Origin of the sequence: Actinomadura chokoriensis, assembly GCF_039529475.1 — a bacterium.
Lineage (GTDB): Bacteria > Actinomycetota > Actinomycetes > Streptosporangiales > Streptosporangiaceae > Spirillospora > Spirillospora bangladeshensis.
In genome coordinates this window covers 96723-112261 of the sequence record NZ_BAAAMW010000019.1, presented here as the reverse complement: position 1 = coordinate 112261, position 15539 = coordinate 96723, and the positions used below count along the sequence as shown (strand labels likewise).

At 74.0% G+C, this 15539-nt stretch carries 14 protein-coding genes and 3 tRNA genes; 7 read left to right on the top strand and 10 right to left on the bottom strand.

Annotation, left to right across the window (positions count from 1 at the left end; genetic code table 11):
- Position 1 precedes the first annotated feature (1 nt).
- The 4 genes from ABFX46_RS31840 to ABFX46_RS31825 are packed head-to-tail and all read right to left on the bottom strand — an operon-like array spanning position 2 to position 3679.
- Positions 2-2215 (bottom strand): VWA domain-containing protein, encoded by a 2214-nt coding sequence (locus ABFX46_RS31840; protein WP_346047615.1) that lies wholly within the window; start codon positions 2213-2215, stop codon positions 2-4.
- Entirely contained in the window at positions 2212-2871 is a 660-nt protein-coding gene (locus ABFX46_RS31835) for a histidine phosphatase family protein (protein WP_346047614.1), read from the bottom strand. The genes ABFX46_RS31840 and ABFX46_RS31835 overlap by 4 nt, the downstream gene beginning before the upstream one ends.
- Positions 2757-3485 carry a CbtA family protein gene (locus ABFX46_RS31830; protein ID WP_346047613.1) on the bottom strand — a complete coding sequence of 243 codons (729 nt, stop codon included), beginning with the start codon at positions 3483-3485 and terminating at the stop codon, positions 2757-2759. The genes ABFX46_RS31835 and ABFX46_RS31830 overlap by 115 nt, the downstream gene beginning before the upstream one ends.
- An 8-nt stretch (positions 3486-3493) precedes the next feature.
- Positions 3494-3679: a CbtB domain-containing protein gene (locus ABFX46_RS31825; protein ID WP_346047612.1), complete on the bottom strand. Its 186-nt coding sequence runs from the start codon at positions 3677-3679 to the stop codon at positions 3494-3496.
- 266 nt (positions 3680-3945) lie between these two features.
- On the opposite strand from ABFX46_RS31825, the gene ABFX46_RS31820 reads away from it, so the two are divergent.
- Positions 3946-4791 (top strand): LLM class F420-dependent oxidoreductase, encoded by an 846-nt coding sequence (locus ABFX46_RS31820; RefSeq protein WP_346047611.1) that lies wholly within the window; start codon positions 3946-3948, stop codon positions 4789-4791.
- Between the two features lie 72 nt (positions 4792-4863).
- Here ABFX46_RS31820 and ABFX46_RS31815 read toward each other — a convergent pair whose 3' ends face one another.
- Positions 4864-6114, bottom strand: a complete 1251-nt coding sequence (locus ABFX46_RS31815) for an extracellular catalytic domain type 1 short-chain-length polyhydroxyalkanoate depolymerase (RefSeq protein ID WP_346047610.1) — start codon at positions 6112-6114, stop codon at positions 4864-4866.
- Between the two features lie 255 nt (positions 6115-6369).
- On the opposite strand from ABFX46_RS31815, the gene ABFX46_RS31810 reads away from it, so the two are divergent.
- The 6 genes from ABFX46_RS31810 (at position 6370) to ABFX46_RS31785 (ending at position 13124) form a co-directional block, all read left to right on the top strand.
- On the top strand, positions 6370-6939 hold the full coding sequence (locus tag ABFX46_RS31810; RefSeq protein WP_131938894.1) for a TerD family protein: 570 nt from the start codon (positions 6370-6372) through the stop codon (positions 6937-6939).
- Positions 6940-6946: 7 nt separating this feature from the next.
- Positions 6947-8575: a TerD family protein gene (locus ABFX46_RS31805; RefSeq protein ID WP_346047609.1), complete on the top strand. Its 1629-nt coding sequence runs from the start codon at positions 6947-6949 to the stop codon at positions 8573-8575.
- A gap of 120 nt (positions 8576-8695) precedes the next feature.
- A complete protein-coding gene (locus ABFX46_RS31800; RefSeq protein ID WP_428831330.1) occupies positions 8696-9178 on the top strand; it encodes a (2Fe-2S)-binding protein in 483 nt (160 codons plus the stop codon).
- 2 nt (positions 9179-9180) lie between these two features.
- A complete protein-coding gene (locus ABFX46_RS31795) occupies positions 9181-10173 on the top strand; it encodes an FAD binding domain-containing protein (RefSeq protein WP_346047657.1) in 993 nt (330 codons plus the stop codon).
- On the top strand, positions 10170-12392 hold the full coding sequence (locus ABFX46_RS31790; protein WP_346047608.1) for a xanthine dehydrogenase family protein molybdopterin-binding subunit: 2223 nt from the start codon (positions 10170-10172) through the stop codon (positions 12390-12392). Before ABFX46_RS31795 ends, ABFX46_RS31790 begins: the two co-directional genes overlap by 4 nt.
- 102 nt (positions 12393-12494) lie before the next feature.
- Positions 12495-13124 (top strand): TetR/AcrR family transcriptional regulator, encoded by a 630-nt coding sequence (locus tag ABFX46_RS31785; protein WP_346047607.1) that lies wholly within the window; start codon positions 12495-12497, stop codon positions 13122-13124.
- A gap of 175 nt (positions 13125-13299) precedes the next feature.
- Here the strand turns inward: ABFX46_RS31785 and ABFX46_RS31780 are convergent.
- The 5 genes from ABFX46_RS31780 to ABFX46_RS31760 all read right to left on the bottom strand — a co-directional run bounded on the left by ABFX46_RS31780 (position 13300) and on the right by ABFX46_RS31760 (position 15527).
- Positions 13300-13371 (bottom strand) — tRNA-Val (locus ABFX46_RS31780).
- Between the two features lie 14 nt (positions 13372-13385).
- Positions 13386-13456, bottom strand: a tRNA-Cys gene (locus ABFX46_RS31775).
- Positions 13457-13483: 27 nt separating this feature from the next.
- Positions 13484-13556 (bottom strand) — tRNA-Gly (locus ABFX46_RS31770).
- A 44-nt stretch (positions 13557-13600) separates the two neighbouring features.
- Positions 13601-14569: a CHAP domain-containing protein gene (locus ABFX46_RS31765; RefSeq protein WP_346047606.1), complete on the bottom strand. Its 969-nt coding sequence runs from the start codon at positions 14567-14569 to the stop codon at positions 13601-13603.
- Positions 14570-14723: 154 nt separating this feature from the next.
- Positions 14724-15527 (bottom strand): universal stress protein, encoded by an 804-nt coding sequence (locus ABFX46_RS31760; RefSeq protein ID WP_346047605.1) that lies wholly within the window; start codon positions 15525-15527, stop codon positions 14724-14726.
- Between the last annotated feature and the right edge of the window lie 12 nt (positions 15528-15539).

Here is a 15539-nt window from a genome sequence, read left to right as displayed (position 1 = left end):
GTCAGGCCGCCTTCCTGTGCTCGCGCACGATTCCATCGAGATCTCCGAGCGGGACGAGCCGCGCGCCCAGCCGGGCGGCGAGCCGTCCCGCGAGGCCGAGCCGGACCGGGCCGTCCTCGCAGTCCACGACGATCCCCGCCGTGCCGGCGAGCAGTCCGGCGGCCCGGTCCACGTCGCCGCCGGCGGTGGTGCGGCCGTCGGTGACGACCACGACCAGCGGGCGCCGCGCCGGGTCCTTCAGCCGCTCGGCCCGCAGGACCTCGGCGGCCCGGACGAGCCCGGCGGCCAGCGGCGTCCGCCCGCCGGTCGGCAGCGCCCGCAGCCGCGCCGCACCCGCCTCCACCGACGACGTCGGCGGCAGGACCAGGTCGGCGGTCCGCCCCCGGAAGGTGATCAGGCCGATCTTGTCGCGGCGCTGGTAGGCGTCCAGCAGCAGGCTCAGCACGGCCGTCTTCACCGTCGTCATCCGGCGGCGCGCCGCCATCGAGCCGCTGGCGTCCACGACGAACAGCACCAGGTTGCCCTCGCGCCCCTCCCGGACCGCCTCGCGCAGATCCCCCGCCCGCAGCACCACCCCCGCCCCGGACCGCCCGCGCGCCCGCTGATGCGGAGCCGCGGCCAGCAGCGTCGCCACCACGTGCAGGTCGCGCACCCGCTCGGCCGGGCGGCGCGCCCCGGTCACCCGGCCCCGCGCCGTCCGCGCCCGCGACCGGCGCCCCGCCGCACCGTCCCCGACGCCCGGCACCTCCCAGAACGGCACCGCATGCGGCGCCGCCACCGCCGCGACCCGCTCACCCCCGCCCAGCCGCCCCTCCGCACCCTGCGGAGCACCGCCACCGCGCGAACCGTCCGCACCCGGCGATCGCGCATCCCCCAACGGCCCCGGATCACCCGACGGCCCGCCATCCCCTGAAGACCAGGCATCTCCCGAGGGCCAGGCATCTCCCGGCGGCCAGGCACCTCCCGACGGCCGGGCACCTCCTGGCGGCCAGGCATCTCCCGGCGGTCTCGTATGTCCCGACGGTTCCGTATCACCCGGTGACCTCGTGTCACCCGGCGGACTCGATTCACCTTGTGGGCGGTCAACGCCGGGCGAGTCGCCGTCACCCGGCGCCTTGTCGTCGCTTGCCGCGCCTCCGGCCCCGCGTGGAGTGTCGCCGTCCGAGGGGGCGCCGCCTCCTTCCGGGGGCGGGTCGTCGTCGGGGGCGGTGCTGGCGAGGAGGTCGTCGAGGAGCGACTCGTCCAGGCCCGGGGCGTCGAACGGGTCGCGGCGGCGGCGGTGCGGGAGCGACAGGCGGGCGGCGGCGCGCACGTCCGCCTGCGTCACCTCGTCCCGGCCCTGCCAGGCCGCGTGCGCGAGGGCGGCGTTCGCCGTGACGAGGTCGGCGCGCAGGCCGTCCACCTCGAAGCCGGCGCAGACGGCCGCGATCTGCTCCAGCCGCTCGTCCGGCAGCCGGACGCCGCCGAGGCGCTCGCGCGCGGCCGAGATGCGCTCCGCGAGGCCGGCCTCGGCGCCGGCCCAGCGCACGGCGAACGCCTCCGGGTCCGCCTCGAACGCGAGCCGCCGCCGGACGACCTCCGCCCGCTCCCGCGGCTCCCGCGACGCCCGCACCTCGACCGTCAGCCCGAACCGGTCGAGGAGCTGGGGACGCAGCTCGCCCTCCTCGGGGTTCATCGTCCCGACCAGCAGGAACCGGGCCGCGTGCCGGATCGACAGCGACTCGCGCTCCACGTAGCAGGTGCCGAGCGCGGCGGCGTCGAGCAGCAGGTCCACCAGGTGGTCGTGCAGCAGGTTCACCTCGTCCACGTAGAGGACGCCCCGGTGCGCCGCAGCCAGCAGCCCCGGCTCGAACGCCTTCACGCCCTCGGTCAGGGCCCGCTCGACGTCGAGCGACCCGGCGAGCCGGTCCTCCGACGCGCCGACCGGCAGCTCCACCAGCGCGGACGGCCGCCGCTCCGCCGGGCCGCCCGGGTCGTGCGGCCCGTCCGGGCAGGACGGGTCGGGCGCCGCCGGGTCGCAGGCGAACCGGCAGCCGGGCACGACGTCCACGGCCGGGAGCTGCGCGGCCAGCGCCCGCACGATCGTCGACTTCGCGGTGCCCTTCTCGCCCCGTACCAGCACCCCGCCGACCCGCGGCGAGACGGCGTTGAGGAGCAGCGCCAGCTTCAGATCGTCCAGGCCGACGACGGCGCTGAACGGGTAGAGGGCGTTCAAGGGACCACCTTCCGGTTGATGTGGGCGACCCGCCAGCCGTCCCGGGCGGCGGCCAGTCGCGTGGTGGACAGCGGAGCGAGATCGATGCGGTCGGCCGCCGGGACGCCCAGGCCGAGGGCGTGGCAGAGGACGGCCCGGATGACGCCCGCGTCGCACACCGCGATCCCGGACGGCCGACCGCCGAGCCACTCCGCGACCCGCGCCACGACCTGGTTCCGGGACTCGCCACCGTGGGGCGCGGCGTCCGGATCCGACAGCCACCCGGCCAGCGCATCAGGCTCGACGTCCGCGTACCGGACGCCCGCCCACCGGCCGTAGTCGGCTTCGGCCAGCGCCGCGAGCGGCCGGGCGTCGAGACCGAGCGCGGCGCAGGTCTCCCGGGCGGCACGGGACGGGGACGTCCACGCCGCACCGCCCGGGAACGTTCCGGCCAGGGCCCTCGCCCTCGCCAGACCGCCCGCGTCCGCGGCGGCGCCGGCGGCGGGGAAGCGGGCCTCCCGCATCCCCGCCGACGTCGCGTGCCGGACGAGCAGCAGCCCGTTCAGGCCGGCACTGCCGCGGAGCGCGCCGCCCGGTCGCAGAACCAGCCGAACAGCGTGCCGAACGACGCCCAGAACACCAGCTGCGTCCCGAGCGAGGTCATGCGGAACTGCCACAGCAGCGTGGCGGGGAACCCGTCGGGCACCTCGTCCACCCCCGGCAGCAGCAGCGACGCGACCGCGACGGGGACGACGAAGGCCAGCACGGCGGCGGGCCAGCGGGCCCACGGCCCGCCGGGCACGCTCCGCGCCGTCGTCACCGCGATCGCCGTCGCGAGCAGCCCGACCCCGATCATCGCCAGGTACAGCAGGGTCCGGCTGTTGATCGTCTCGGGATCGCCCACGGCGGGCGGGTTCGCCGGGTACTTCAGGAACGGGACGATGATGACGGCGGCGAAGCCGGTCCCGGCGGCGGCGAGCGCGAGCCCGCCGTCCGACCGGGGGCCGACCCGGCCCCGCAGCCCCGCGTAGACGAGTGCGAACACGCCGCCGACGGCGAGCCCGTAGAGGCCGGTGGCGAGGAACAGCCCGGCCTTCTGCGTGCCGCGGCCCACCTCGCCGCCGTGCTCGTGGGCGGGTGCGCCGGCGCCGTGCTCGTGCGCGGCGGCGGCGTTCTCCAGTGCGATCGCCTCGTCGATGCGCGGCTCTCCGGCCGCGAAGGCGAAGACGCCCGCGACGAGGCCGGCCAGCAGGCCCAGGAGAAGGCCCCTGACCAGCAGGGTGCGTACCATGCGGCGGCCTAGTGGCAGGGCACGCCGAGCAGGTGCCGCCCGTCGTGCATCAGCTCGTGGAGGTGGCCGCCGGTCTGCGACACGGCGCCGTTGTCCATCAGGACGAGGTAGCCGATCAGCAGCAGCGCGGGCACCGCGAGCAGCCAGGGGACCAGGCGGGGAAGGGGGATGGTGCGAGCCGACAGCGTGCTCACGGAGCCTCCGTAGGGAATCGTGCGCGTCCCGGACAATGAGGTCGCGGCCACCCGAGCGACCTGGCTCCCGGGATCGTCGTCCCGGATACAGTGGCGCGTCCGCACCGGCATCTCACCGGATTTCCCTCGGGCAACCGTGAATCACGCGAACCGTACGGGTCTGCCGACAAGAGTGTCAATATCGCCCAGGTGTGCCGCGCCGCCGCCCGCACCTGCCGGCACCCGCCGGCCCCCGCGTTGGTAGAACACGTTCTACTATCGGACGCATGCGCCATGGCATCGTGCTCTTCACCAGTGACCGGGGCATCGCGCCCGCCACCGCCGCGAAGGCCGCCGAGGAGAACGGGTTCCACTCCTTCTACGTCCCCGAGCACACCCACATCCCCGTCAAGCGTGAGGCCGCCCACCCCGGCACGGGCGACGAGACCCTCCCGGACGACCGCTACATGCGCACGCTGGACCCGTGGGTCTCGCTCGCGTCCGCCGTCACCGTCACGTCCGCCATCCGGCTCGGGACGTCGGTGGCCCTGCCGGTCGAGTCCGACCCGATCACCCTGGCCAAGACGATCGCCTCGCTCGACCACCTGTCCGGCGGCCGCGTCACGCTCGGCGCCGGGTTCGGCTGGAACACCGACGAGCTCGCCGACCACCATGTCCCCGCCGGCAAGCGCCGGACCGTGCTGCGCGAGTACGTGGAGGCGATGCGGGCCCTGTGGACGGAGGAGCAGGCGTCCTACGCCGGGGAGTTCGTCTCGTTCGGGCCATCATGGGCGTGGCCGAAGCCCGTCCAGTCCCGCGTCCCGCTGATGATCGGCGCGGGCGGCGGCCCGAAGACCCTCGCCTGGATCGCCGCCCACGCCGACGGCTGGATCACCACCCCGACCGAGCGGGACATCCTCGCCAAGGTCGCGGCCCTGCACGCCGCCTGGTCGGACGCGGGCCGCGCCGGCCGCCCGGAGATCTCCGTCCTGGCGTCCATGCGCCCCTCGGCCGAGGACATCGCGGCCTGGGAGGAGGCCGGCGTCACCGAGATCATGTGGGGCCTGCCCGACAAGCCCGAGGACGAGGTGCTCGCCTTCCTCTCCCGCCACGCCGGGCGCCTCGGCCTGTGAGCCGCCCGGAACCGCCGGAAGGGCCGTTCCCGTGCGGGGCACGCGCCGGGTGCCCCGCACGGGAGCGGGCGATCACCCGGCCGTGCAGGCGGCGCCGTTCAGGGTGAACCCGCCGGGCGCGCCGCTGTTCCCGGTGTGCGTGGCCTGCAGCCCGATGCCGACGGAGCCGCCGGCCGGGATCGCGGCGTTGTAGGACACGTTCGTCGCGCTCACCGCGCCGCTCGTCGGCCGGTAGTCGGCGCCCCACCCGGACGTGATCGTCTGCCCGGCGGGCAGCGTGAAGCCGAGCGTCCAGCCGTTGACCGCGGTGGACCCGGTGTTGGTGATCGTGATGCTCGCGACCAGGCCCGTGTTCCAGGCGTTGACCGCGTAGGCGACGCGGCACGCCGCGGAGCCGTCACCGCCGTCGCCGGGCGGCTCCGTCGTCCCGCCCTGGTCGAGCCCGAAGAACTCGATCGCCCGCCGCGCCATGCCGGACGCCATCAGGTTGTGCCCGACGCCCTGCAGGGAGTACGCCTCGACCTTGTCGCCGTAGCGGGTGCGCGTCCAGCCCTGCTGCGGCTGGTCGGTGGACGTCGGCGCGGCCGGCAGGCCGTGGACGTTCGTCCACTGGTCGATCTCCTCGCCGAAGTTGGGGTAGCGCAGCGTGTCGTCCGCCGTGCCGTGCCACAGCTGCACGCGCGGCCTCGGCCCGGAGTAGCCGGGGTCGGCGGAACGGGCGATGTCGCCCCACTGCTGCGGCGTCTTGAGGACGGTCCCGTTGGCGCACGCGCTGTTCCACCCCGAGCCGTCGGTCGTGGCGAAGCACCCGTCCGGCACCCCGGCGAACGCCGCGCCCGCCGCGAACACGTCCGGATAGTTCGCGAGCATCACGTTCGTCATCATCGCGCCGGACGAGACGCCGGTGACGAACACCCTGGACGCGTCCCCGCCGTACCGCTGCAGCGTGTACCGGACCATCGACATGAGCCCGACCGGGTCGCTGCCGCCGTCGCGCCTCAGCGCCTGCGGCGACGACACGTCGAAGCAGCTGCCGCTACGCGTCGCCGACGGATACACCACGATGAACCCGTACTGGTCGGCGAGCCGCGCGAACTCCGTCCCCGAGTACATCGCCGGCCCCGACCCCGTGCACCAGTGGACCGCCAGCAGCACCGGCGGCCTCTCCTGGACGCGGTCCGGAACGTACAGGTGCATCCGGAGCCCGGTCGGGTTCGTCCCGAAGTCCGTGACCTCCGCCAGCGCCGCCGCCGAGGCGGGCGGCCCGGCCAGGACGGTCATCGCGGCGACCAGCGCCGCCACCAGCACACCCAAGGCCCTCACAAGACCACCTTTTCCCGTTCGCGAGTCGCCCGGCGAAGGTCACTATCCGGCGGCCCGCGCACGGCGGGCAAGGAGCCTTCCATCCGTTTCACGTGCGGCCCGGTCTCGCGCGGAACGGCCGAACGAGATGACAACAGGGTGGACGGCCTGCAAGGCTTTGCTCGCACCTGACCGTTCCGTGGTGACCGGGTGCGTTTGGGGCCGGCGCGCTCTCGGGGTCAGCGCGGCATGGGGACAGCAGGGAGGGCGACGGCTGTGACCGTCTCGATGGTGAAGGGCCAGCGGATCTCGCTGGAGAAGCCCGGCGGTGCGCTGAGCATGGTCCGGATGGGCCTGGGCTGGGACGCGGTGAAGAAGAAGGGCTTCTTCGGCTCCCGCGAACGGGACATCGACCTCGACGCGTCCTGCGTCCTCTTCGCCGACGCGAACCTCGCGGACGTGGTCTACTTCGGCAAGCTCGTCAGCGACGACGGCTCCGTCCGGCACACCGGCGACAACCTGACCGGTGCGGGCGACGGCGACGACGAGTCGGTCATCGTCGACCTGAACCGCCTCCCGGTCCACGTCACCTCGCTGGTGTTCACCGTCAGCTCGTTCAACGGCCAGACCTTCAACGAGGTGGAGAACGCCTTCTGCCGGCTCGTCAACGAGATGGACGGCGGCGAGCTCGCCCGGTACACGCTGACCGGCGGCGGCGCCCACACCGCCATGATCATGGCGCGGCTCTACCGGCACGGCGGCGGCTGGAAGATGAACGCCATCGGGGAGCCCTGCCACGGCCGCACCTTCCAGGACATGCTTCCGGCGATCGCCGCGCACGCCTGACCCGCCGATGACCGAGCTCACCCGGGGCGCCAACGCGGCGCTGCCCGCGCGGCGGGTGACCGCGACCGCGGACTGCGCCGCGCCGGTGGACGTCAGCGCGCTGCTCGTCGGCGCGGACCTGCGCGTCCGCTCCGACGCGGACCTGGTGTTCTTCAACGCGCCGCGGGCACCGGGCGTCCAGTGGTCCGACGGCGGCGGGCAGCGCATCGAGCTGGACCTGGACGCGGTCCCCGGCGATGTCACCGCGGTGCTGATCGCGGTCAGCCTCACCGGCACGGCCGACTTCGGGACGGTGCCGCCGCCGCGCGCCGTCCTCGCGGCCGCCGGCGGCGCCCCGGTCGCCGAGTTCACCGTCCCGGGCCTCGGCCCGGAGCGGGCGATCATCGCCCTGGAGGTCTACCGCCGGGCCGAGCGGTGGAAGGTGCGCGCCGTCGGCCAGGGCTACGCGGGCGGCCTCGCCGAACTGGTCGCGGCGCACGGCATCGAGGTCGACGACCCGGGCGAGCCGCAACCCGCGGCGGGTCCGCCTCCGGCCGCCGCACCGCCGCCCGCGCAGCCCCCGTCCGGGCCGCCGCCGCAGGGGCCGCCGCCGCAGGGGACGGGGGCGCCTCCGCCGCCGCCCGGCACGGAGGTCGACTACCTCGAACGCTGCTGGCTCGTCTGGGAGGACGCGAGCCGCTCGGTGGCCGCGTTCCGCGCCGCGACCGAGCACGCGCTGACCGTCCGCAACGAGGAGATCGCCGGGCGGCGGCCCCGCGGCCGCTTCGACGAGCTCATGGCCGCCGCCGACGAGCGGCTGCGCTCCGACGCCGCCCAGCTCCGCGACGAGCTGGCCCGGGTCGAGCCGCACGTCGAGGCGGAGGTCGCGCCGTTCGACGCGCCGTCCTGGCTGACCTGGCGTCCCCGCACCGACCTCGCGGGCGGCGTGCTGCTCGGCCGGCTGTCCACCGACGAGCTGCCCGACCTGCGGATACCGCTCGTCCTCCGGCTGCCCTGGCGGCGCGCCGTGTGGATCTCGCGGGGCGCGATGCCCGCCGACTCGACCGCCTACGCCTGGTCGCTGGCGACCCGGTTCCTCGCCGCCGCCCCGCCCGGCCTCGTCGGCCTGGAGGTGATCGACGCGGCGGGCCTGTCCGGCGCGGGCTGGCTGCAGGGCTTCGACCCGGCCACGTCCGCCCGGCTGCTCGGCGGCGGTGTGGCGGTCGGCACCGGCGCGGCCGAGCGCGTCCGCCGCCTGCTCGACCTGGTCGACCTGCGCCGGATCGGCGGCGGGGACGAGGACCTGCCCGGCGGCGGCCCGCCCGTCCGGCTGGTGGTCGTCCTCGACGCGGGCGCCGCGCTCGACGGGGAGGACGCCCACCGGCTCCTGCGCCTGGTGGAGGACGGGCCGACGGCCGGTGTCCCGGTGCTGCTCGTGGAGACCGACACCCCGGCCCCCGATTCCGTCCGCACGGTCCGGCTGCGGCAGTCCTGCAACAACCTGCCGTCCAGCGCGGACGGCATCGCCGACAACTGGGTCGGCGCCGACTGGACGCTCACCCCCGACGTCCTCCCCGACGCCGCCGGCGGGCAGGCCCCCGCCCTGCTGGCCCACGTCCTCGCCCTCCACGCCCGCACCCTGGCCTCCTACGACTGACAGGGCCCCAACGACCGACCGACGGGCCCGCACGCGGGCCCGGCAGGCCAATGGCGGATGCGACCGCCTCGGGCCGCCTCCGATCCTGAGCGGACGGACGGCGGCCACGAGGAGGACGAGATGGCCATGAACGCCGGGACGGTCGCGCTCACCGTCAACGGACGGGCCCGCGAACTGCGGCTCGAACCCCGGGTGAGCCTGCTGGACGCGTTACGGGAGCACCTCGGCCTCACCGGCTCGAAGAAGGGCTGCGACCAGGGCACCTGCGGTGCCTGCACGGTGCGGGTGGACGGCCGCCGCGTGCTGGCCTGCCTGACGCTCGCGGTCGCCTGCGAAGGCCGCGAGGTCACCACCATCGAGGGCCTGGCACCGGACGGCGGCCTGCATCCGATGCAGCGGGCGTTCGTCGAACGCGACGCCTTCCAGTGCGGCTACTGCACGCCGGGCCAGATCATGTCCGCGGTCGCGCTCCTGGACGAGGGGCACGCCGCCGACGACGGCGAGATCGCCGAGTGGATGAGCGGCAACCTCTGCCGCTGCGCCGCCTACCCGAACATCAGGGCGGCGATCCGCGACGTCCGCGACGCGGCGGGCGGTGCGTGACGATGCGGCCGTTCGACTACACGCGGGCCGCCGACACCGACACGGCGATCGCGGCCGTCCGGGAGCACCCCGGCGGGGCGTTCCTCGCCGGCGGCACCACCGAGGTCGACCTGGTGCGCCAGAACGTCCTGCGCCCCGACCTGCTGGTGGACATCAGCGACCTGCCCCTGGACCGCGTCGAGGACCTGCCGGACGGCGGCCTCCGCATCGGCGCGCTCGCCCGGATGAGCGACGCGGCCGAGGAGCCCCGGATCGCGACCCGGTTCCCCGTGATCGCGCAGGCGCTGCTGCTGGGCGCGTCCCCGCAACTGCGGAACATGGCCTCGATGGGCGGCAACCTGTGCCAGCGGGTGCGGTGCCCCTACTTCCGGGACGCGACGTCGCCGTGCAACAAGCGCGACCCCGGCAGCGGCTGCGCGGCCATGACCGGATACCACCGCGGCCACGCCGTCCTCGGAACGAGCGACACATGCATCGCCGTCCACCCGTCGGACCTAGCGGTCGCCCTGGTCGCTTTGGACGCCGTGGTACGTACCCGCGGGCCGTCCGGCGAACGGACCGTCCCCGTCGACGACTTCTTCCTCCCGCCCGGCGACACACCGGAACGCGAGCACCCGCTGGAGCACGGGGAGCTGATCACCGCGATGGACGTGCCCGCGACACCGATCGCCGCCCGGTCGCTGTACCTGAAGGTCCGCGACCGCGCGTCCTACGAGTTCGCGCTGGTCTCGGTGGCCGCCGCGCTGGACGTCCGGGACGGCGCGGTCGCCGGCGTCCGGCTCGCGCTCGGGGGAGTGGCGACCAGACCGTGGCGTGCGCGGCTCGCTGAGCAGGCGCTGGCGGGCCGTCCGGCGGCGCCGGAGGTCTTCGCCGAGGCCGCCGGGCGCGAACTGGCCGCCGCCGAACCCCGCCCCCAGAACGCCTTCAAGGTCGAACTCGCGAAGCGGGCGATCGTCCGGGCACTGACGCAGCTCACGAACGGAGAAGCCCCATGAGCCAGGCCATCGGACGGGAGGTGAACCGGGTCGACGGCCCGCAGAAGGTCACCGGCGCGGCACGCTACTCGGGGGAGATCCGGCTGCCGGACCTGGCGCACGCCCAGATCGTCGGCGCCAGCGTGGGCCGCGGCCGCATCACGGCGATCGACACGGCGGCGGCCGAAGGCGCGGGCGGCGTCGTCGGAATCCTCACCCACCACAACGTGCCGAAGGTGAACCGCGTCCCGCTGGTGCCGTCGCTGCTCGGCGCCCCGGCCCCCGGCGAGACGTTCTTCCCGATGCAGGACGACCAGGTCCACTACGCCGGCCAGCCGGTGGCGATCGTCGTGGCAGACACCCTGGAGCAGGCCCAGTACGCCGCCGGCCTGGTGCGGGTCGACTACGACGAGGCCCCGTCCGTCACCACCATCGACCAGGGCCGGGCGGACGCCTACGAACCCGAGAAGATCTTCGGCGGATTCATGCCCGCGCAGCTGCACCGGGGGGACATCGGCGAAGGTCTCGCGGCCGCGGACGTGCGCGTCGACACGACGTTCCATTTCGCCCCCAACCACCACAACGCCCTTGAGGCGCTGACGACCACGGCCGCGTGGGACGGCGGCGATCTGACGCTGTACGACTCCTGCCAGGGCATCAAGGCGGTGCAGCTGACCGTCGCCGCGCTGCTCGGCATGTCGCCGTCGAGGATCAGGGTGCGGACACGGTTCATCGGCGGGGCGTTCGGGTCGAAGGCGATGGTGTGGCCGCACGTGACGCTCACCGCCCTCGCCGCCCGGCACGTCCGGCGGCCCGTCCGGCTCGTGGTGACGCGCGGGCAGATGTTCACCTCCTGCGGCCACCGCGAGGAGCAGGAGCAGCACGTCACGCTCGGCGCGGACCGCGACGGGCGCCTCACCGCGATCCGGCACCACAAGACCTCCGTGACCTCGCCGTTCGACGACTGGGCCGAACCGGCCTTCGGCGCCGCCTCCCAGCTCTACGCGAGCCCCGCCTTCGAGGGCGTCCACCACCTCGTGCGCGGCAACACGATGACGCCCACCTTCACCCGCGGGCCGGGCGAAGCATGCGGGGTGTTCACGCTCGAATGCGCCATGGACGAACTCGCCGGCGAACTCGGCATCGACCCGGTCGAGCTCCGGCTGCGCAACCTCACCAACGTCGACCCCAACACCGGGCATCCGTGGTCCAGCGGCGGCCTGGCCGAATGCCTCCGGCGCGGCGCGGACCGCTTCGGCTGGGACGGGCGCGGGCCCGAGCGCGACGGGAACTGGCTGGTCGGCACCGGGATGGCCGCCTCCGCGTACCCGGTGGCGTTCTTCATGCGCACCCAGCGGGCCCGCGCCCGCCTCTACTCCGACGGCACGGCCGTGGTCGCCACCGCCGCGCAGGAGTTCGGCACCGGCATGACGACCGTCCTCACCCAGGTGGCCGCGGACGGCCTCGGCGTCGACCTGGACGACGTCCGGCTCGACTTCGGCGACACCGACCTGCCGACCGCCGGATCACCCGTCGGCTCCAACGGCGCGATGATGGTCAGCTCCGCCGTGCACAACGCCGCCACCGCCGTCCGCGACCAGATGATCGCCCTCGCCGTCGCCGACCCGGAGTCGCCCCTGCACGGGGCCGACCCGTCCAAGGTCACCGCAGCCGGCGGACGCATGACGCTCGACGGCTCCACCGAGACCTACCGCGACCTGATGGACCGCCACCTCATCAACGACACCGACGCCATCGGCAGCTGGGACCCGCCGCCCCTGGACACCCCGCACGGGCTCCTCACGTTCGGCGCCCAGTTCGCCAGGGTCGCGGTGGACGCCGACCTGGGCCTCATCCGCGTCCGGCACATGGTCGCGGCCTTCGCGCCCGGCCGCGTCCTCAACCCGAAGACGGCCCGCAGCCAGCTCATGGGCGGGATGCTGTGGGGCATGAGCCAGGCGCTCCTGGAGGGCACCTACATGGACACGACCCTCGGCCGCTGGGCCAACACCGGCTTCGGCGACTACCTGGTTCCCGTCAACGCGGACGCGCCCGACATCGACATCGAACTGATCGAGGTCGAGGACACCGTCACCGGCCCCCTCGGCGTCAAGGGCGTCGGCGAGATAGGCCAGGTCGGCTCCGCCGCCGCGATCGCCAACGCCGTCCACAACGCCACCGGCCACCGCCCCCGAGCCCTGCCGATCACCCCCGAAAGCCTCCTACCGACAACCCCATGACGAAGCCCCTGCGGAGCGTCTGCCCGAACGATTGCCATGGCTTGACCGAACGATGACGCGGGGCCGCATTGGGCATCGCCGGAGCATGCATAGCGTGACGGCATGGCGAGTGCCATTTCACGGCAGCAGGTCATCGACGTGGCGACCAGGCTGTTCAGCGAACTCGGCTACGACGGAACGTCCCTGCGCCTCCTGGCGGACGCGACGGGGGTCGACCCGGCGACGATCATCGAGGTCGCCGGGGACAAACGGGAGCTCTACCTGGAGGTCCTGGATCGGGCCTTCGATTCCGAACGCACCATGCTGGAGGCGGTCGTGTCCGAGGCCGAACCGGGCCGGGCCGCCGTCCACCGGATAGTCGACGCCTACTTGGACTTCCACCTGGCGCATCCGCCCAACCGCTCCCTCTGGGCGCACCGCTGGGTCGACGACGCGGCCGACATCTCCGAACTGGAGGACCGCTACGTCCGCCCGCTCCTGAAACTGGCCGCCAACAAGATCCGCGACGAGGTCCCCCCGGACGTGGACCCCTACTACCTCCTGGGCACCATGATCTGGTGCGTCCACGGCTTCCTGGGCTCAGGCGTCCTGAACCGGACCCAGGGCATGCGCAGAGCCGACGACGCGGAAGCCGTAGCCGCCTTCCGCCACCACCTGCACGTCCTCATGGACAAACTCCTAGCCCCACCCACCCACACCGGCGGTGACCACAACTTCGGCTGGGGGGTGTAGGGGCGGAGCCCCACGGGAGGGGGCGGCGACCGTTCAGGCGACCGATGACCTGAGCCGGAAGGGGGCGTGGGGGCGGAGCCCCCACAGCGGGGGTCCGGGGGTCGCCCCCCGGGAAAACAGTGCGGGCCCCGGCGAAGCCGCCCCGAAGGGGCGGCGAGCACCAGAGCCCGACTCGTGGGCGATACTGGGATTGAACCAGTGGCCTCTACCGTGTCAAGGTAGCGCTCTCCCACTGAGCTAATCGCCCTTGTGCGTGCTGCGAGGTGGAGACGGGATTTGAACCCGTGTACACGGCTTTGCAGGCCGTTGCCTCGCCTCTCGGCCACTCCACCAGAGCGAGACCTGATGGGGCCTCTCAGAGCGGACGACGGGATTCGAACCCGCGACCCTCACCTTGGCAAGGTGATGCTCTACCAACTGAGCCACGTCCGCGTGTCGTGCCCGGGGGTCGCCCCCCTGGGCTCGCACGGACAACTCTAGCGGAATCCTGGAGTGCTTGCGTACTGAGCGGGCTCGGAGTCGGTGAGCTCGGCGTGGAGGGTGTTCCAGAAGTCGAGTTCCCTGTCCTCTTCGAGGTGGGCGATGCGGCCCCAGAACTCGCGGTCCTCGGCGGCGTGCGCGGCGGCGAGGGAGACGGCGGGCATGAGGGTGGTGCCGGCCTCGGCCGCGTCGAGGTCGGCGGGGGTGACGTCGGCGGGGAGCGCGACGGGGGTGGACGGGCGGTGGTGCTTGCCGCGCTTGCGGACGCGGATGGGCGGCGAGGTGGGGGCCTTCGCGGCGGCGGCGCGGCCGGCGGCGAGGGCGACGGTGCCGCAGAGGATGAAGGCGAGGATGCCGCCGAGGACGACGTCCTGGGCGGGGAGCTGCTCGGCGGCGCCGTTGTGCTCGGCCTCATGGGTGTGCGTGGCCGTGGCGGGGCCGCCGACCTTGTCGACGGTGGTGGCCGGGGCGGCGTGCTTGGGGGTGTACTTGGCCTCGACCTTGACCTTGGACGGGTACCCGTAGCCCACGACGGTGCCGGTGTCGCGGGTCTTGCGCATGAGCTTGTAGCCCTCGGCGTTGCCCTCGATGGTGTGGAGGGTGTGCCCGTCGACCTTCTCGACGATGCCGACGTGGTCGATCTGGTCCATGTCGCCGGAGCCGTTCCAGTCGTAGAAGACGATGGCTCCGGGTTCGGGGTCGTGGCCCCAGGCGTCGTGCTTCTTGAACCACTTGGCGTGCTCGACGGTGGAGGCGAACTGCCCGGCCTGGTCGGTCACGTCGGCCTTGTCGGCGGCCCAGGCGAGGAACATGTCGCACCAGGGCGCGGTGGAGAAGTACTGGTCGTGGTCGCCGTCGACGTTCTTGCGGTACCACTCGCCGAACTTGGTGTAGCCGTCGCCCTTCTCGGTGTAGCCGAGTTCCGTCTTGGCGATGTCGAGCAGCTTGCTGCCGATCGGGTCCATCTCGCTCCCTGCGCCTCGCTCGTCCGGGCAGGGTGCGCCCGACCGGGGGAGGAACGTGCCCCGTTCCAATGGTCACGTTCCGATCTCGACGGAATGTAGTCCAGGTAAACCGCAGGCGGCAAGCGGTTCCGAGTAAACGGTCAAAACGGGCTACTCAGTAGTAGCCGCGGGGGAGGACGGTGACCGGGCACGGCGCCGCCCGCAGCACCTTGAGGGCCACCTCGCCCAGGAACACGCGGTGGGCGGCGGCGTCCTCGCTGGACGCGCAGACGAGCAGCTCGCCCTCGGGCCAGTCCACGTCGTCCAGGGCGTCGGCGACGTCGTCGCCCTCGGCGAGCTCCGCGGAGACCTCCTCGGGGAGCAGGTCGGCGGAGTCCAGGGCGAGCCGGATGGCGAGCGCGAGGTCGTCGCGGAGCGGGTCCCCGGCCACGTCCCCGACGGCGAGGGTGACCAGCCGCAGCGGGACCTCCAGGCGCTCGGCGGCCTGGGCGGCGCGGATGACGGCCTCGTCGCACTGGGGCCGCCGGACGTACATGACCGTGATCCGGCCCAGCTCGTCCGGCGGGGCGTACCCCGACGGGGTGAGCATCACGGCCTCGGTCGCCGAGTGCAGCAGGTGGTCGGCGGCGGCGCCGACGCCGATGCGCCCGCGGGCGCCGCCCTCGGGGGAGCCGACGACGATCAGGTCGGCGCCGATCCGGCTGGCGAGCACGGTGAGCCCGCGCCCGACGCTGCGCCCCTCCTGGACGAGCAGGTCCGCGGGCTGCTCGTCCAGGAGGTCCGCGAGCTGGTCCAGTGCCGCGCGCGCCTCGCCGGCCGCGGCCGGCAGGTCCGGCGGGTGGACGGTCGCCACGCTCAGCCGGCCGCCGGTCAGCGCGACGATGGCGCGCGCGAGGTCGAGCGCCTCGCGGCCGCCGGCGTCGTGGACGTATCCGGCGAGGACGTGTTCACCGATCATGTCCCCGAGCAT